Origin of the sequence: Micromonospora sp. NBC_00330 (assembly GCF_036136635.1) — a bacterium.
Classification (GTDB): Bacteria; Actinomycetota; Actinomycetes; order Mycobacteriales; family Micromonosporaceae; genus Micromonospora; species Micromonospora salmantinae.
In genome coordinates this window covers 2,749,786-2,765,345 of the sequence record NZ_CP108012.1, presented here as the reverse complement: position 1 = coordinate 2,765,345, position 15,560 = coordinate 2,749,786, and the positions used below count along the sequence as shown (strand labels likewise).

Sequence of the window (15,560 nt, the reverse complement as noted above, 5' to 3'; positions counted from 1 at the left end):
TCCTCCGCCACCTGCGGCGTTTGTCGGGGCGCGCGCCGGGTAGCCCCTGCCGACCGTGCCGATCCCTACTGCGGAGGACAGACATGATGGGACCCGGTGACATCGGCTCCGACCCGTGGGACGAATTCCTGGCCAGGTACTTCGGCCGGGGCGAGGGAGGGCGCCGACCGCCGCACCGGGTCGACATCACCCGACTGATGACGGCCGACGCCCGGGAGATGCTGGCCGACGCGGCCCGGCGGGCCGCGCAACGGCAGAGCAGCGACCTGGACACCGACCACCTGCTCTGGGCGGCGCTGCAACGCGAACCGCTGCGTGACCTGGTACGCCGGGCCGGGGCTGACCCGGACACCCTGCTCAACGCCCTCGGCGGGAAGGGCGACGGCGCGCCGCGCGGGGAGGTGCCGCCCAACCTGTCGTTGACCCCCGCCGCCAAGCGGGCGCTGCTCGACGCCCATCAGCTGTCCCGGGCGATGGGTGCCAACTACATCGGTCCCGAGCACATCCTGATGGCGCTGCCGCTCAACCCGGAGTCGCCGGCCGGGCGGATGCTGGCCGCCGGCCGGATCCAACCCGAGTCGTTGCAGGCCGCCAACGCCGAGCGCGGGCCGATGACCGGGCCGAAGCCGGACCGCGGCACCCCCACCCTGGACCAGTACGGGCAGGACCTCACCGACCTGGCCCGCAACGACCAGATCGACCCGGTGGTCGGCCGGGCCGACGAGATCGAGCAGGCCATCGAGATCCTGTCCCGGCGGACCAAGAACAACCCGGTGCTGATCGGCGAGGCCGGCGTCGGCAAGACCGCCATCGTCGAGGGGCTGGCCGAACGGATCTGCGACGGCGACGTACCGCAGACCCTGCTCGGCAAGCGGGTCGTCCAGCTCGATCTGGCCGGCCTGGTCGCCGGCACCCGCTACCGGGGCGACTTCGAGGAACGGCTGAAGAAGGTGATCGACGAGATCCGGGCGCACCGGGACGAGCTGATCATCTTCATGGACGAGATCCACACCCTGGTCGGGGCCGGTGGCGCCGGCAGCGAGGGTGGGATGGACGCGTCCAACATGCTCAAACCCGCCCTCGCCCGTGGCGAGCTGCGGGTGATCGGCGCGACGACGCTGGACGAGTACCGCAAGAGCATCGAGAAGGACGCCGCGCTGGCCCGGCGCTTCCAGCCGGTGCTGGTGCCCGAGCCCAGCGTCGACGACACCATCGCCATCCTGCGCGGGCTGCGCGACCGGTACGAGGCCCACCACCAGGTGCGCTTCACCGACGAGGCGCTGGTCGCCGCCGCCGAGCTGTCCGACCGGTACGTCACCGACCGGTTCCTGCCGGACAAGGCGATCGACCTCATCGACCAGGCCGGCGCCCGGGTGCGGCTGCGCACCCGTACCCCCGCGTCCGACGTGCGGGAGCTGGAGCAGGAACTCGACGAGGTACGCCGGGACAAGGAACAGGCCGTCACCGACGAGCAGTACGAGCGGGCCTCCGCGCTGCGCGACCGGATCTCCGAGCTGGAGGAGGACATCCGACGCGCGAACGGCGAGGACGGCTCGTCCGGCTCCCAGGTGCCCGAGGTGGGCCCGCAGGAGATCGCCGAGGTGGTCTCCCGGGCCACCGGCATCCCGGTCAGCCAGCTCACCGAGGAGGAACGCGACCGCCTGCTGCGCCTGGAGGGCCACCTGCACCAGAAGGTGGTCGGTCAGGACGACGCGGTCACCGCCGTCGCCGAGGCGGTGCGCCGCTCCCGGGCCGGGCTGGCCGACCCGGAGCGGCCGATGGGCAGCTTCCTGTTCCTCGGCCCGACCGGTGTCGGCAAGACCGAGTTGGCGCGGGCCCTGGCCGAGGCGTTGTTCGGCGAGGCGGACCGGATGGTCCGGGTGGACATGAGCGAGTTCCAGGAGCGGCACACGGTCAGCCGACTGGTCGGCGCGCCGCCCGGATACGTCGGCTACGAGGAGGCCGGTCAGCTCACCGAGGCGGTGCGGCGCCGCCCGTACGCGGTGGTGCTGCTCGACGAGATCGAGAAGGCCCACCCGGACGTGTTCAACATCCTGCTCCAGGTGCTCGACGACGGGCGGCTCACCGACAGCCAGGGTCGCACCGTCAACTTCAAGAACACCGTCCTGATCATGACGAGCAACCTCGGCTCCGAGCTGATCACCGGCGCCCAGCGCTCGGTCGGCTTCGGCACCGGGGACGTGGGCAGCGAGCAGGAGAGCAACGAGCTGCGGGAGCGGCTGATGCGCCGCCTGCAGGAGAACTTCCGCCCGGAGTTCCTCAACCGCATCGACGAGGTCATCATCTTCCGCCGGCTGGAGGCCGAGCAGCTACGCGACATCACCGCGCTGCTGCTGGAGGAGACCCGCCGCCGGATGCACGCCCAGGACCTTCAGGTGGAGTTCACCACCGCCGGCATCGACTGGCTCGCCGAGCACGGCTACCAGCCGGAGTTCGGTGCCCGCCCGCTGCGCCGGGTGATCCAGCGGGAGGTGGACAACCACCTGTCCCGGATGCTGCTGGAGTCGGCGATCTCGCCGGGGCAGAAGGTCACTGTGGACGTCCGCGACGGCGCGCTCACCTTCGACGTGACCGCGGGCGAGCGGGGGTACACCGCCGCCACGACCACACACCCGCGATGAGCGGGCCGGCGCGAAGGGAGGAACACGAGGACCCGCACCAGCCCGCGGAGTCCGCGAAACCCCGGGACGAGGACGACCATCCCGACCCGATCCTGGCGCCGCCCACCGCGAACCCCCGCCGCACGCGGGTGCCCGCGGAGGGCCTGCATCCGAAGACCGACCAGGACGACCCGGAGACGTCCGGGCCGCCGCCCGGAGAGGAGACCTGATGGTACGCGAAGCGCGGCTCGACCCCGAGGTGGAAGTGCTCTGGGAGGACTTCCACGCCGAGGTCAACGTTCCGTCGGAGCAGCTGCGGACCTGGCTGCTGACCCGGGGTTCGGGGGAGGAGTCGTTCAGCCCGAACCCGAACCTCGACCTGCCCCAACCCGGCCGGGAGATCCTCAAGGTGCTCAACAAGCGCAAGGTGGACCTCACCCCGGAGGACATCGAGGTGATGCGGGAGGCGGTCGAGCGGATCCGCGAGCTGATGGACGCCAAGCCGTCGCGCGGCAACGCCGACGACGGCTGGAGGCACTCCCTGCTGGACCTGGGTCACGACCCGCTCGTCGAACTCTGAGCGACCGCTCGACGGTGCCGTCCCGGGCAGGGACGGCACCGTTCGGCGTCCTGCTACTGGCCCTTGTCGGGCTCCAGGCTTGCGATGGTCAGACCCGCCGCGTCGGCGGCGGCGTCCCGGTCGCCCCGGGTCTGGTCCTCCCGGGTGAGCAGGTTCGCGTACTCGGTCACGTCGGCAGGGTCGGGCACCGTCGGCAGCCGGCGCAGGAACGCCTCCACCTCGCGGGTGGCGGCGGTGTGCGCGGCGGCCGCCTGGCGCAGCAGTTCGCGGTCGTCGGCGGGCGGGTAGAGGTCGGTCATGTCCGCCAGATACCCGGCCCACGGCGGTTCGCACCGCCAGCGGCCGGGAATACCGGCCGCTCAGCCCGGCCGGACCGCGGTGGGGTGCCGGACGCCGAACCCCGGGTTGCGGGGCAGCCAGGCCAGGTACGCCGGGTGCGGCGCCAACGAGTCGACGTACGCCTCCTTGGCCGTTCCCAGCACCAGCTCCGCGCCCTGGGCGGCGGGGGAGTCCGGATGCCAGCCGAGCAGCAGCCGCCAGCGCAGCGGCGTCCCGGCGAGTTGACGGGTGACCAGACCGCTCACCGGGCGGAACGTCGCCTGGCACAGGGCCACCGCCACGCCGGCTTCCACCAGGTCGACGCAGCCGCGGATGTCGGTCTCGTACACCTTGCGGGGGGTGAAGCCGGCGCGGGCGCAGGCGGCGGCGAAGCAGTCGGCGAAGCAGCCGTCACCCGGCGCGGCGACCCACTGCTCGTGGCGCAGGTCGGCCAGGCGGACCTCGTCCTGCGCCGCGAGGGGATGGGTCTCCGGCAGCAGCACCAGCACGGGGTCGACGGCCACCTCCTGCCAGCTCAACCCGAACCCGCCCGACGGACTCGCGTCGCCGCACACCCCGGCCAGCGCGAAGTCCAGCCGACCGCCGGCCACCAACTGCGCCAACTCGTCCACCGACCAGGACGCGTACGTGGTGATCTGGGCGGGCGGCTGCTCGGCCGCCAACCGGTGCACCAGCCGACCCAGGATGGGGCTGTTCACCCCGCCGAACCGGTAACACGGCGGCGTGTCGCCCGCCCCGGCCAGCCGGGCGGCCTCGTCCTGAAGCCCCTTCATCGCCGGCAGCAGCACCCGGGCGCGGGCCAGCACCAGCTCACCGAGCGCGGTGGGCCGAGCCCCGCGCCGGTCCCGGTCGAACAGCGGGCCGCCCAGCGTCCGTTCGATGCGTTGGAGCTGGGCGGTGAGCGCCGGCTGGGCCAGGCCGAGCGCCGAGGCCGCCTTCGTCACACTTCCCGTCTCCGCGATCGCGCAGACCACCCGCAGGTGACGCAGCTCCAGGTTCATAGGGTGACGGTAGGACTACGCGTCTGCTGGCGGAATAGCCCAAGCGGATCGGTGATAATGAATGCATCACCGGCGGTCGCCGATCACCGGTCGCGCGGTGGCTCCGGCAGGTCCGCCAGGTACGTCGGTCGCCGGGTCACCGCGTCGAGGACCTTGTCCACGACCCCGACCGCCGGCTCCACGATCCGGTTCCACGGAGGGGTGGCCGGCGTGCCCGGGTGCGGTCGGGTCGGCGCGGCCTCCTCGGCGATCTCCAACCGGTTGCCGAGCCGGATCAGCTCCTCCTCGGTCGCGACCACGCGCAGCTCGGTGACCAGCGCGCCCACCCCGTCGACATGCCGGCGGACCCGCTCGGTGACAGCGGACAGCGCGTCGTCCGTCAGCCCCTTCAGGGCGCTCAGCAGGGCCGCGTCGGCGTTGATCTCCGCGTCCACCCGCTCGGTGGCCGCCGGCAGCGCCGCGCGGACGGCCGGCAGCAGGTACTGCTCCTCGGCGGACAGGTGCCGCGACAGCGCGGCGGTGAGCACCGCCAACCCCTCCTGCGGCGTGGTGTCCGGGCCGGAGAGCTTGTCCAGCAGCGCCAGCAGTTGCCGGTGCTCCCGGTCGACGATGTCGGCGATGCTGCGACCGGCGGGTCGGTAGCCCTCCTCGGGTGCGGGCGCGGGCGGCAGCGGCGGCAGGGGAACAGCGGACATGGTGCCCTCCTCGACTGGCGGGCGGAAGCTCCGGCAGGGACGTTCGGTCGTGGGCGGCGGTACCCGAACGCGGCCAACGCGAAACCGACCCGTCGATGCGTCCACCCGCGCCGGCCTGTCGAGCTGCCCGGGCTGGTATGAAGAGGCGATGACGAGCGATGCCGCCTCCGCCCTGCCCGACCCCACCGCAGAGGTCGTGGACCTCTGCCGCGACCTGCTGCGCATCGACACCACCAACACCGGCGACAACGACACCAGCGTCGGCGAGCGCCTCGCGGCCGAGTACGTGGCGGAGAAGCTCGCCGAGGTGGGCGTGGAGTCCGTCCTGCACGAGTCCGCGCCGGGCCGGGCGAACGTGGTGGCCCGCATCCCGGGCACCGACCCGAGCCGGGGCGCGCTGCTGGTGCACGGCCACCTGGACGTGGTGCCCGCCGACGCCGACGAGTGGTCGGTGGGCCCGTTCTCCGGCGAGCTGCGCGACGGCTACCTGTGGGGCCGGGGCGCCATCGACATGAAGGACTTCGACGCGATGGTGCTCGCCGTGGTGCGGCACTGGCAGCGCACCGGCGTACGACCCCCGCGCGACATCGTGCTCGCGTACACCGCCGACGAGGAGGCGGGCAGCGACTACGGGGCGCGCTTTCTGGTGGACAACCACCGGGGCCTCTTCGACGGCTGCACCGAGGCGATCGGTGAGGTCGGCGGCTTCTCCTACTCGGTCAACGACAGCCAGCGGCTCTACCTCATCGAGACCGCCGAAAAGGGCATCGACTGGCTGCGGCTGCACGCCAAGGGCCGCCCCGGGCACGGCTCGATGATGCACGATGACAATGCCGTCACCGCGCTCGCCGAGGCGGTCGCCCGGATCGGCCGGCACCGCTTCCCGGTGGTGGTCACCGACACCGTGCGGGCCTTCCTGACCGAGGTCTCCGACCTGCTCGGCATCGAGTTGGACCCGGACGACCCGGAGACGGCCATCGCGAAGCTCGGCCCCATCGCCAACATCATCGGCGCGACCATCCGCAACACCGCCAACCCGACCCGGTTGAGCGCCGGCTACAAGGACAACGTCATTCCCGGCCGGGCCACCGCCACCATCGACTGCCGCAGCCTGCCCGGCCAGTCCGAGTTGCTGGAGCGGCAGCTGCGCGAGCTGGTCGGCCCGGACATCGCGATCGAGTACGTCCAGCGGCAGCCGGCACTGGAGACCACCTTCGACGGTGACCTGGTCGAGGCCATGTCGGCGGCCCTGCGCGCGGAGGACCCGGGAGCGCGGCCCGTTCCGTACATGCTCTCCGGTGGCACCGACGCCAAGGCGTTCTCGCAGCTCGGCATCCGCTGCTTCGGGTTCGCCCCGCTGCGGCTGCCCGCCGACCTGAACTTCTCGGCGTTGTTCCACGGCATCGACGAGCGCGTTCCGGTGGACGGACTACAGTTCGGCGTGCGGGTTCTCGACCGGTTCCTCCGCACCTGCTAGTCGTGTCCGGCGGTGGCCGCCGGCGCGCAATCTCCCCAACGTGAAGGGACTGCCCCACATGACCGACCAGCATGGTGAGCTGGACGCCGCTCTCGAGCGGGTGATCGAAGCGGCCCGCCACCACCTGGCCGCCGTACGCGCCGCGCAGGGCCGCGTCGACGACGACGACGTCTGGCAGGCGTACGTGGCGTTGAACAACGCCTCCTTCGCGTACGACGAGCGACTGCTCGACGCCTTCGGCGAGGTGACGCCGTGGGATGTCGACTCGATCGACCCGGACGAGGCCGACGAGCGTTTCGGCGCCGGCGAGGGCGCCGAGGCCAGCGACCCGCACCCCAGGGTCATCTCGGTGCGTCAGCGTCGCGACTACCGGGTGCCGAGCGTCGCCGCGCTGCTGCGGGTGGCCGAGGCGGCCCGCCGCGAGGGCACCCCGGAGGACGACGAGCCGGCGCCGGTGGAGGGTGTCGGCGAGGCGGTGCTGGAGCTGCTGCAGAGTGGTGACGGCTCGCTCGGCGCGTTGGACGTCCCCGAGTTGGAGCCGCTCGACGGGGTGGTCATGGTCAGCGAGGTGGGCACCCCGGTCGACCTGGAGTCGTTCGACGACGACGACGCGGTCGGCCCGTTCCAGCCGGCTGCCGACGACCGGCTGGTCGGTCGGCTCGACGAGCACCCGTTCCTGGAGCTCGACGACGACCACGACCACGCCGGGCACCAGCACTAGGCCGGGCGCCGCCCGGGGCCGACTCCGGCCTCGGGCGGCACCGCCCGGTGGTCAGTACGACAGACCCGGCTGCGGCTGGTTGACCCGCCGCCGACGCAGCACCACCTGCCGCGTGCCGTCCCGGTACAGCCGCACCCGGGCCAACTCCCATCCGGAGAACTCCGCCTGGATCGCCAACTGCGCCGCGGCGGTCAACCGGTCGACGTTCGGCGGCAGCCGCAGTGGCGCGTACTCGTAGTCCATGCCCTCCATGCTGCCCAGCCCAGCGGCCGTTCGCCACCCCCTCCGGAGTGACCAACGACGCCACCGCGGGCGGTTCGTGCCGCCTCGTGCCCCGTCGTGCCGCCCTGCGTCCCCGTCGCGCCGAGATCCCCGGCAGAGCCTGACGATGCCGCCCACGGTCGGGTCGATCATGGAATTGTGGTGCCTAATTTGGCCCTGTTGCGGCCACTTTGTCGCCCACCACAACTCCATGATCGGCGAGGTGATGCGGTGCGCTTCGTCGGCGCCCCGGCCTGGCGCGAACTCAGTCCGCGGGGACGTTCGCCGTCAGCAGGGCGGCGAGGGCCGGGGCGGCCAGTGCGACCGCCCGGGGGCTGCCCGGGTCGACCGTCAGCCCCCAGGACGGGTCCGGCCAGTCCTCGAACAGCTCTGCGCAGGGCAGCGCGACGAACGGGACCCCGTCCCCGGTGAACGCGGCGAGCGCCCCCGGCGAGGTGAAGACCGGCAGCAGCGGCGCGCCGGTCGCGTCGCCGACCACCGTCCACGGGAAGTCGGCGTCCGGCGTCGGTTCCCCGGCGAGGGGGACGCACACCGTGGCGCCGGCCAGCGCTCCGAGGTAGCCGGGCAGGTCGCGCCGGCCGACGGCCGCCGCGAGCACCCCCACCACCGCCGGCTCCGCGTCCCCGCCGGGCGCTGGTCCAGGTCGCGCTGCCGGCACCGCCGGTCCAGGTCGCGCTGCCGGCACCGCCGGTCCAGGTCGCGCTGCCGGCGGCAGCGCCCGGCAGGAGAGCGTTCCCGGCTCGTCGGTCAACACCTCGGCGGCGGTACGGGTCACCAACAGACTGAGCCGCTGCACCTGCTCCGGAGTACGCGCCGCCTCGTACCACCAGCCCTCGTCGCCGGTCGGGCGGTGCCAGCCGAGCGCGGCCAGGCGTGCCTCGTCGTGGCCGGGGCAGATCGCCCGCACCACCTGGCGGCGCACCAGCAGCCGGATCCCGCGCGGACCGGCGGAGAGCTCCAGGTCGGTGTCCCGGTCGCAGCGGGCGACGGTGTCCCGCAGCCGAGCGGCGATCTCCGGCCAGGTCGGCGACGGCGACGTCACGCCGGTGTGCCCGGCAGGCGGTCGTCCAGCCGCCCGAGCCGGGCCACTGTCTCCTCCAGCCGGCCCAGCGCCGAGAAGTCCCCCGGTGTGCCGAACAGGTCGCCGAGCCCCGCGCCGAGCGCGACGTCCAACCCCTCGGTGTGCTCGTCGACGTGGCCGGAGGCGACCTCGCGAGCCCGCCGGTACGCGTCGAGCACCAGCTCGGCCACCCTCTCCGTGCCGGCGCGCAGGGCGGCGGGCGCGAGGGTGAGGCCGGTCAGCGCGCCGGTGGCGTCGACGGTCGCCGAGACCAGCCCGCTCTCGTCGACAGCGGTGCCGGACAGTTCGGCCAGGTCGTCGCGGAGGCCCGCGAACCGGCGTTCGATGTCGGCGATCCGCCCGGCGAGCGCGTCGAACGCGGACGTCGGGTCCGTCATGAGATTCCTCCCCGTGGATCGTGCGACCGGGTGGTGCCCGGCGGCCGGGAGATCGTATCGTCGGTGCGCTCGACTCATGGGGGAGGAACGGCATGCCACCGGATATCGATGTCGACGTGCAGGCGGTCCGTCGACTGGAGACAGCCGCCAAGCAGGTCGCCAGCTCGCTGGCCGCGTTGGAGCGGCAGATCGTCTCCGCCGGGGACGTGCCGTCGGACGCCTTCGGCCATCTGCCGTTCGCCAGCGACATGCTCCGCGACAAGTACGCCGAGCAGGTCACCGGCGGCAAGGAGTTGTTCGCCGCCGCGAACGCCGCGTTCGGCCGGGTCGCCACGGCGCTGGGCGACACGGTCGAGGCGTACGAGCACAACGAACGGGACCTCGACGCCGGGTTCAAGGCCATCCAGTCGGGGCTGCCCGGATGAGCGGCCCGGCCGGCAGCGCCGTCCAACTGTGGAACGGCCTGGACAGCGCGCTCTCCGGCGTGCAGGACGCCGTCGACAGTGTCTGCCGGACCCTGGCCTGGCCACTGATCCAGCTCGTCGACCTGGTCGACGGCGAGCCCGCCGTGCTGCGCGCGAAGGCCGCCGAGTGGGATGCGCTGGCCGCGCAGGTGCGCGAACTGGCCCAGGGGCACCGCGGGGCCCGGGAGTCCGCGCAGGCCGGGTGGCGCTCACCGTCCGGTGTGGCGTACGGCCAGCGGTTGGCCGAGGTGGAGCAGCAGCTCCTCGACGTCGCCGAGCAGTTCGCCGCGACCGCAGAATACCTGCGCAGTGTCGCCGACGGCCTGCAGACCGTGCACGACGTGCTCGTGGACCTCTGCGTGGAGTTCGTGAACTTCCTCCTGGTGACGCTGGTGACGGCGTTGCTGATGGCCCCGGTGACGATGGGGGCGTCCTGGGCGGTCGGCGTGGGCGTGACGGTGACCAGGGCCCTGGTCGTCGTCACCCGGATGCTGAAGGTCATCCGGCCGCTGGCGGCGCACCTGCAGAAGGTCATCCGCCTGCTCCAGAGGGTCATGCTGTACCTGCGCAAGCTGCAGGCGCACCTCGACAAGCTGGTCAAGATGCAGGACAAGCTGCGGACCGGCAAGAAGTACGCCGACAAGCGGCACGCCGCCGGCAAGGCCGACAAGTGGTTCCACAAGATTCTCGACCCCACGAAGGGCACCTACAAGCTGGGCAAGTCCGGTTCCCCGTTCGACATGGGCGCCCTCGACCGGGCCGCCGCGCTGCGGGCGCACGGGGTCGCCGACGGTGCCCGGGTGATCGCCCGGGACTGGGCGACCCACCTGCCGTGGAACGTGCCGAACTCCGTCGTCCACGGTGTCACCTGGGGGACCGTCGCGGTGACCAGCGGGCTCTCCGTGCCCGGCAGCGAACAGGTCGGCGACCAGATCGACCAGGCGGTGCAGGGCGGGGCCGACTGGATCGACCAGAATGTCTTCGGGCAGCCGCCGGCGGGTCAGCCGGCGGGCCGCTAGGAGGAACGCGTGATGTCAGGGGAGCGAGGCCGGCTCGGTCGGTTCACCGACGCGGTGCTCGGCGGCGCGCGGGCCGCCCGGGACAAGGCCCGTGAGCTGCGCGACGAGTTCCGCACCAGCGACGAACCCGAACGCGCTCTCGTCGCGCCACTGCTGCCCGGGCAGGAGCTGCGCTATGTGGGGCTCGGCCCGGTCCGCGTCCCGCCGACCCACAAGGCCGGTCGGCAGCTCGCCGATGTGATGGCCGACGAGCTTGTCGACTCGCTCGACCCGAAGGTGCTGTTCGGGCTCCTCAACATCGTCAACCCGGTGGTCTGGGTGGACGCGGTGCTGACGCCGGTCCGGCTGGCCGCAGGCGTGCTGCTGCTGCCCGGCAAGGCCGGTGCCATCGCCGCCGGTGTGCCGGAGGCGGCCGAACCGGAGCCGGCCCCACCACACCAGCGGGTGCAGCGGGATCCCATCCCGCTCACCGAGGAGCAGGAGGCGTTCCGCTCCCTGTTTCGGCTCAGCCTGTACCGCCCGCTGGCCGAGCAGCTCGCCGAGATCGCCTACCGTCGCCGGTTCGTCTTCAGCGGCGACCTCGCCACCCTCGCCGGCAGCCTGCTGCTCTTCCTGGAGCGTTACAACGGCACCCCGCTGGCGGTGACCGACACCCACGTGCACCTGCTGCGGATGGGCCCCCGCCCGGACGCCGACCGGCCCGACCGACGGCAACCGCGGGTGCTGTGGAGTGTGCGGCGCGACCGGGTGGCCCGGGTCGACTCGGAGCGCGGCGCGACAGGGCTCGTGCAGCTGACGTCCACGATCGTCTTCGACGACGGCTCGTGGATCCGACTCACCCAGCCCGCGCTCCGCGACGACCAGTCGCGCTTCCTGACCGCGATCCACGACCTCCCCGGCCAGCGCCCTCAACCGTGACCCGGCGCGCCGGGCCGGCCGCGACCGGGCGCGCGGGCTCAGCCGTGACCCGGCCGGCTGGTCAGCCGTCGCGTTCGGGGTAGCCGACCGGCACCGCGGAGACGTCGTCCAGCGCGGTGGTGATCTCCTCGGGCAGGGTGATCCGCTCCACTGCGAGCGCGCCGAGCAACTGCCCGACGGTGCGCGCGCCGAGGATCGGCGCTGTCACGCCGGGCCGGTCCCGGATCCAGGCCAACGCCACCTCCAGCGGCGACACCCCCAGCCCGCCAGCCGCTGTCGCCACCGCCTCCACGATGCTGGAGCAGCGTGGCTCCAGGTAGGTCGAGACGAACCGTTCGAAGTGCGGCGACGCGGCCCGGGAGTCGGCCGGGCGGCCGTGCCGGTACTTGCCGGTGAGCACGCCCCGGCCCAGCGGCGACCAGGGCAGCAGGCCCAAGCCGAGCGCGTCGCACGCGGGCAGCACCTCCCGCTCCACACCCCGCTCCAGCAGCGAATACTCCACCTGGGACGCGACCACCGGCGCCCGCCCCGGCCAGGCGGTCTGCCAGGCGGCGGCCCGCGCGGTCTGCCAGCCGGAGAAGTTCGACACCCCGACGTAGCGGACCTTGCCGCTGGCCACCGCGTGGTCCAGGGCGGCCAGGGTCTCCTCCAGCGGGGTGTCCGGGTCGTACCCGTGCACCTGGAACAGGTCGACGTGGTCGGTGCCGAGCCGGCGCAGCGACGCGTCCAACGTGCGCAGCAGGTGCCCCCGGGAGCCGTCCCGACGTCGGCCACTGCCGGGGCGCAACCCGGCCTTGGTCGCGATCAGCAGCTCCTCGCGGGGGACGAGGGAGCCCAGCAGCGAGCCGATCACCGACTCGGCGTCGCCGTCGCCGTACACGTCGGCGGTGTCGATCAGGTTGCCGCCCGCGTCGAGGTAACTCTTCAGCTGAGCGGCCGCATCGTCGGCGTCGGTGTCCCGGCCCCAGGTCATGGTGCCGAGCGCGAGCCGGGAAACCGCCAGCCCGCTTCGGCCGAGCGGTCGCTGTTGCATGGGTGAACCTTATTTCGAACCTGCCGCCACGGATATCCTCGCTCCCGTATCTCTGCCGGTTCTGCCGGTTCCGCCGTCCCGGGCTGCCCCGATGGAGGGGGGACCAAAGGGGTCGAGCCGGTGATCGAGTCCGTTATCGGCATTGCGTAACCTGGGGCGACCTGTGCCACGGATGGGGGAGGACCAGTGCGACTCGGGCTCAGTCTCGGATACCAGACGGCGTGGAGCACACCGGCCGACCACCTGGCGCTGGCCCAGGAGGCGGACCGGCTGGGCTATTCGGTGGTGTGGGCGGCGGAGGCATACGGCTCCGACTCGCCCAGCATGCTCGCCTGGATGGCCGGCCAGACCGAACGGATCGACGTCGGCGCCGCGGTGATGCAGATCCCCGCCCGTACGCCGGCGGCCACCGCCATGACCGCCGCCACCATCGACGCGCTCTCCGGCGGCCGGTTCCGGCTCGGCCTGGGTGTCTCCGGCCCGCAGGTGTCCGAGGGTTGGCACGGCGTGCGCTTCGCCAAGCCGCTGGCCCGGACCCGCGAGTTCGTCGACATCGTCAAGCTGGCCATCGCCCGCAAGGAGGTGGCGTACGACGGCGAGCACTACACGCTGCCGCTGCCGGACGGCCCGGGCAAGGCCCTGCGGCTGGGCTTCCACCCACCCCGCGAGCACATACCGATCTACCTGGCCGCTGTCGGCCCGAAGAACCTGGAGCTGGCCGGCGAGATCGCCGACGGCTGGCTGGCCGTGTTCTACGCCCCGGAGTTCGCCGAGGAGCAGCTCGCCTCGGTGCGAGCCGGGCGGGCCAAGGTCGGCAAGGAGCTGGCCGGGTTCGACGTGGTGCCGTCGGTGCCCGTGGTGATCGGCGACGACGTGGCCTCCTGCGCCGAACTCGTCCGCTGGTACGCCGCGCTCTACGTGGGCGGCATGGGCAGCCGCCAGCAGAACTTCTACAACCAGCTCGCCACCCGGATGGGCTACGGCGACGCCGCCCGCGAGGTGCAGGACCTGTACCTGGCCAAGCGGCAGCGCGACGCCGCAGCCGCCGTGCCCATGGAGTTCATCGACCGCACCTCGCTGCTCGGCCCGAAGGAGCGCATCGCCGAGCGGATGCGGGAGTACGCGGCGGCCGGTGTCACCACGCTGTCGGTGACCCTCTTCGTGGCCGACCGGGACAGCGGTGTGCAGACCCTGCGTACCGTCGCCGAGGCTCTCGACCTCTCGGGAGTCGGCGAGTGACCTGGGTCGAGGCCATCGTCCTGGGCATCGTCCAGGGACTGACCGAGTTCCTTCCGGTCAGCTCGTCGGGGCATCTGCGGATCACCTCGGCGATCTTCTTCGACCGGGACGCCGGTGCGTCGTTCACAGCGGTCACCCAGCTCGGCACCGAAGCGGCAGTGCTGATCTACTTCGCCAAGGACATCTGGCGGATCACCCGGACGTGGCTGGTGGGCATCCGGGACACGTCGGTCCGCTCCAGCCTCGACTACCGGATGGGCTGGTACGTGATCGTCGGCTCGATCCCGATCGGGCTGTTCGGTTTCGTGTTCAAGGACCAGATCAAGACCGCCGGGCGCAACCTGTGGGTGGTGGCGACCACGCTGATCGTGTTCGCCTTCGTGTTGGCGTTCGCCGAGTACTGGGGGCGGCAGACCCGCACCCTGGAGAACTTCCGGATGAAGGACGGCATCGTGATGGGCTTCGCCCAGGCGATGGCGCTGGTCCCCGGGGTGTCCCGCTCCGGCGGCACGCTCACCGCCGGCCTGCTGCTCAACCTGACCCGGGAGGCGGCGGCACGGTACTCGTTCCTGCTGGCCATTCCGGCGGTGGTGATGTCCGGGGTGTTCAGCCTCGGGGACGTCTTCGAACCGTCCGCCCCGGGCACGTCGGTGCCCACCGTGGCCCAGACGATCGTGGCCACCCTCATCGCCTTCGGCATCGGCTACGCGGCCATCGCCTGGCTGCTGCGCTACGTCGCCCACCACACCCTGTACGTCTTCGTGCTGTACCGGGTCGCGCTGGGCACCCTGGTCCTGGCCCTGCTGCTGACCGGCACGATCGACGCCACCTGAGCGATCCGCCGACGGCCCCCGGCTCCGCCCGCAGGCGGAGCCGGGGGCCGCATTCGTGAGGTCGCCGCCCGCGACGGCCCGACGCGGGGCCCAGGTCATAGGGTGGTCCCGTGGCGACCCTTCTTCTTCTGCGACACGGCCGAACCACGGCGAACGCCGATGGCGGCCTGGCCGGTCGGCAACCGGTCGAGTTGGACGACACCGGGCGCGCCCAGGCCACAGCGGTCGGCGAGCGGTTGCGGGCGGTGCCGCTGGCCGCGGTGGTGACCAGCCCGCTCATCCGCTGCCGGCAGACCCTGGAGCTGGCGCTGCCGCAGGCCGCCCCGGTGGTCGAGGACGGGCTGATCGAGTGCGACTACGGCAGCTGGGAGGGGCAGCCGCTGAAGAAACTCGCCAAGGAGCCGCTCTGGCCGGTGGTCCAGCAGCACCCCAGCGCGGCGGTCTTCCCGGGTGGGGAGGCGATGGCGGCGATGGCGGCACGTGCCGTGGCGGCGGTGCGTTCCTGGGACGCCCGGGTGAACGCCGAGCACGGGCCCGAGGCGGTCTGGTTGGCGTGCAGCCACGGCGACGTGATCAAGGCCATCGTGGCGGACGCGCTCGGCGTACACCTGGATGCCTTTCAGCGGATCGTGGCCGACCCGGCGTCGGTGACGGCGATCCGGTTCACGCCGCTGCGTCCGTTTCTGGTGCGACTCAACGACACCGGCGGCGACCTGGCGGCGCTGGTGCCGCCGCCGGCCAAGCGGCGTCGGCGCGCGAATCGCGTGGCCGACTCGGACGCGGCCGTCGGCGGTGGGGCGGGTGCGTCGCGGTGAGGCGCGTCACGACACCGCCTGCGGCCAGGGCGTCAGCGGACGCCGGAAAGGCCGCCACGCCCGGT

The 15,560-nt window shown here is 72.7% G+C and carries 18 protein-coding genes; 11 read left to right on the top strand and 7 right to left on the bottom strand.

Going from position 1 to position 15,560, the window contains the following annotated elements; all coding sequences use genetic code 11:
- Window positions 1–83 precede the first annotated feature (83 nt).
- From OG598_RS12280 to OG598_RS12270, 3 genes are read left to right on the top strand one after another with little or no spacing between them, the layout of a single operon-like run.
- Complete coding sequence (locus OG598_RS12280) at window positions 84–2,642, top strand: ATP-dependent Clp protease ATP-binding subunit (RefSeq protein WP_328654541.1); 2,559 nt, start codon at window positions 84–86, stop codon at window positions 2,640–2,642.
- Window positions 2,639–2,851, top strand: a complete 213-nt coding sequence (locus OG598_RS12275) for a hypothetical protein (protein WP_328654540.1) — start codon at window positions 2,639–2,641, stop codon at window positions 2,849–2,851. The genes OG598_RS12280 and OG598_RS12275 overlap by 4 nt, the downstream gene beginning before the upstream one ends.
- Window positions 2,851–3,201, top strand: coding sequence for a DUF3140 domain-containing protein (locus OG598_RS12270; protein WP_328654539.1), 351 nt, complete (start codon window positions 2,851–2,853; stop codon window positions 3,199–3,201). The genes OG598_RS12275 and OG598_RS12270 overlap by 1 nt, the downstream gene beginning before the upstream one ends.
- A gap of 53 nt (window positions 3,202–3,254) precedes the next feature.
- Here OG598_RS12270 and OG598_RS12265 read toward each other — a convergent pair whose 3' ends face one another.
- The 3 genes from OG598_RS12265 to OG598_RS12255 form a co-directional block, all read right to left on the bottom strand.
- A complete protein-coding gene (locus OG598_RS12265) occupies window positions 3,255–3,500 on the bottom strand; it encodes a hypothetical protein (protein ID WP_328654538.1) in 246 nt (81 codons plus the stop codon).
- 60 nt (window positions 3,501–3,560) lie between these two features.
- On the bottom strand, window positions 3,561–4,541 hold the full coding sequence (locus OG598_RS12260; protein WP_328654537.1) for a LysR family transcriptional regulator: 981 nt from the start codon (window positions 4,539–4,541) through the stop codon (window positions 3,561–3,563).
- Window positions 4,542–4,624: 83 nt separating this feature from the next.
- The gene (locus OG598_RS12255) at window positions 4,625–5,236 is read right to left on the bottom strand and encodes a hemerythrin domain-containing protein (RefSeq protein WP_328654536.1); all 612 of its coding nucleotides are present in this window, start codon (window positions 5,234–5,236) and stop codon (window positions 4,625–4,627) included.
- 148 nt (window positions 5,237–5,384) lie between these two features.
- Between OG598_RS12255 and OG598_RS12250 the strand changes: the two genes are divergently transcribed.
- Both OG598_RS12250 and OG598_RS12245 read left to right on the top strand, forming a co-directional pair.
- Window positions 5,385–6,713: a M20/M25/M40 family metallo-hydrolase gene (locus OG598_RS12250; protein WP_328654535.1), complete on the top strand. Its 1,329-nt coding sequence runs from the start codon at window positions 5,385–5,387 to the stop codon at window positions 6,711–6,713.
- Between the two features lie 58 nt (window positions 6,714–6,771).
- Entirely contained in the window at window positions 6,772–7,434 is a 663-nt protein-coding gene (locus OG598_RS12245; RefSeq protein WP_328654534.1) for a hypothetical protein, read from the top strand.
- Window positions 7,435–7,485: 51 nt separating this feature from the next.
- On the opposite strand, the gene OG598_RS12240 is transcribed toward OG598_RS12245, so the two are convergent.
- From OG598_RS12240 to OG598_RS12230, 3 genes are all read right to left on the bottom strand, one after another.
- Entirely contained in the window at window positions 7,486–7,677 is a 192-nt protein-coding gene (locus OG598_RS12240) for a DUF5703 family protein (protein ID WP_013734349.1), read from the bottom strand.
- A 283-nt stretch (window positions 7,678–7,960) separates the two neighbouring features.
- Window positions 7,961–8,758 (bottom strand): SseB family protein, encoded by a 798-nt coding sequence (locus OG598_RS12235; protein WP_328654533.1) that lies wholly within the window; start codon window positions 8,756–8,758, stop codon window positions 7,961–7,963.
- Window positions 8,755–9,174: a YbaB/EbfC family nucleoid-associated protein gene (locus OG598_RS12230; RefSeq protein WP_328654532.1), complete on the bottom strand. Its 420-nt coding sequence runs from the start codon at window positions 9,172–9,174 to the stop codon at window positions 8,755–8,757. Before OG598_RS12230 ends, OG598_RS12235 begins: the two co-directional genes overlap by 4 nt.
- A gap of 92 nt (window positions 9,175–9,266) precedes the next feature.
- On the opposite strand from OG598_RS12230, the gene OG598_RS12225 reads away from it, so the two are divergent.
- Genes OG598_RS12225 through OG598_RS12215 form a run of 3 tightly spaced genes read left to right on the top strand, consistent with a single transcriptional unit; the run spans window position 9,267 to window position 11,575 of the window.
- Window positions 9,267–9,599, top strand: coding sequence for a hypothetical protein (locus OG598_RS12225; RefSeq protein ID WP_328654531.1), 333 nt, complete (start codon window positions 9,267–9,269; stop codon window positions 9,597–9,599).
- Complete coding sequence (locus OG598_RS12220) at window positions 9,596–10,657, top strand: WXG100 family type VII secretion target (RefSeq protein WP_328654530.1); 1,062 nt, start codon at window positions 9,596–9,598, stop codon at window positions 10,655–10,657. Before OG598_RS12225 ends, OG598_RS12220 begins: the two co-directional genes overlap by 4 nt.
- A gap of 12 nt (window positions 10,658–10,669) precedes the next feature.
- A complete protein-coding gene (locus OG598_RS12215; protein WP_328654529.1) occupies window positions 10,670–11,575 on the top strand; it encodes a hypothetical protein in 906 nt (301 codons plus the stop codon).
- Window positions 11,576–11,636: 61 nt separating this feature from the next.
- Here OG598_RS12215 and OG598_RS12210 read toward each other — a convergent pair whose 3' ends face one another.
- Window positions 11,637–12,608, bottom strand: a complete 972-nt coding sequence (locus OG598_RS12210; RefSeq protein WP_328654528.1) for an aldo/keto reductase — start codon at window positions 12,606–12,608, stop codon at window positions 11,637–11,639.
- A 186-nt stretch (window positions 12,609–12,794) separates the two neighbouring features.
- Between OG598_RS12210 and OG598_RS12205 the strand changes: the two genes are divergently transcribed.
- The 3 genes from OG598_RS12205 to OG598_RS12195 all read left to right on the top strand — a co-directional run bounded on the left by OG598_RS12205 (window position 12,795) and on the right by OG598_RS12195 (window position 15,495).
- A complete protein-coding gene (locus tag OG598_RS12205; RefSeq protein WP_030332780.1) occupies window positions 12,795–13,847 on the top strand; it encodes an LLM class F420-dependent oxidoreductase in 1,053 nt (350 codons plus the stop codon).
- A complete protein-coding gene (locus OG598_RS12200) occupies window positions 13,844–14,680 on the top strand; it encodes an undecaprenyl-diphosphate phosphatase (protein WP_238685853.1) in 837 nt (278 codons plus the stop codon). The genes OG598_RS12205 and OG598_RS12200 overlap by 4 nt, the downstream gene beginning before the upstream one ends.
- Before the next feature lie 110 nt (window positions 14,681–14,790).
- Window positions 14,791–15,495, top strand: a complete 705-nt coding sequence (locus OG598_RS12195) for an MSMEG_4193 family putative phosphomutase (RefSeq protein ID WP_238682281.1) — start codon at window positions 14,791–14,793, stop codon at window positions 15,493–15,495.
- The last annotated feature ends 65 nt before the right edge of the window (window positions 15,496–15,560 follow it).

Bases quoted from the DNA above. Each gene is read 5' to 3' on its own strand.
- OG598_RS12280 (WP_328654541.1), top strand. From the start codon at position 84: ATGATGGGACCCGGTGACATCGGCTCCGACCCGTGGGACGAATTCCTG.
- OG598_RS12275 (WP_328654540.1), top strand. From the start codon at position 2,639: ATGAGCGGGCCGGCGCGAAGGGAGGAACACGAGGACCCGCACCAGCCC.
- OG598_RS12270 (WP_328654539.1), top strand. From the start codon at position 2,851: ATGGTACGCGAAGCGCGGCTCGACCCCGAGGTGGAAGTGCTCTGGGAG.
- OG598_RS12265 (WP_328654538.1), bottom strand. From the start codon at position 3,500: ATGACCGACCTCTACCCGCCCGCCGACGACCGCGAACTGCTGCGCCAG.
- OG598_RS12260 (WP_328654537.1), bottom strand. From the start codon at position 4,541: ATGAACCTGGAGCTGCGTCACCTGCGGGTGGTCTGCGCGATCGCGGAG.
- OG598_RS12255 (WP_328654536.1), bottom strand. From the start codon at position 5,236: ATGTCCGCTGTTCCCCTGCCGCCGCTGCCGCCCGCGCCCGCACCCGAG.
- OG598_RS12250 (WP_328654535.1), top strand. From the start codon at position 5,385: ATGACGAGCGATGCCGCCTCCGCCCTGCCCGACCCCACCGCAGAGGTC.
- OG598_RS12245 (WP_328654534.1), top strand. From the start codon at position 6,772: ATGACCGACCAGCATGGTGAGCTGGACGCCGCTCTCGAGCGGGTGATC.
- OG598_RS12240 (WP_013734349.1), bottom strand. From the start codon at position 7,677: ATGGACTACGAGTACGCGCCACTGCGGCTGCCGCCGAACGTCGACCGG.
- OG598_RS12230 (WP_328654532.1), bottom strand. From the start codon at position 9,174: ATGACGGACCCGACGTCCGCGTTCGACGCGCTCGCCGGGCGGATCGCC.
- OG598_RS12225 (WP_328654531.1), top strand. From the start codon at position 9,267: ATGCCACCGGATATCGATGTCGACGTGCAGGCGGTCCGTCGACTGGAG.
- OG598_RS12220 (WP_328654530.1), top strand. From the start codon at position 9,596: ATGAGCGGCCCGGCCGGCAGCGCCGTCCAACTGTGGAACGGCCTGGAC.
- OG598_RS12215 (WP_328654529.1), top strand. From the start codon at position 10,670: ATGTCAGGGGAGCGAGGCCGGCTCGGTCGGTTCACCGACGCGGTGCTC.
- OG598_RS12210 (WP_328654528.1), bottom strand. From the start codon at position 12,608: ATGCAACAGCGACCGCTCGGCCGAAGCGGGCTGGCGGTTTCCCGGCTC.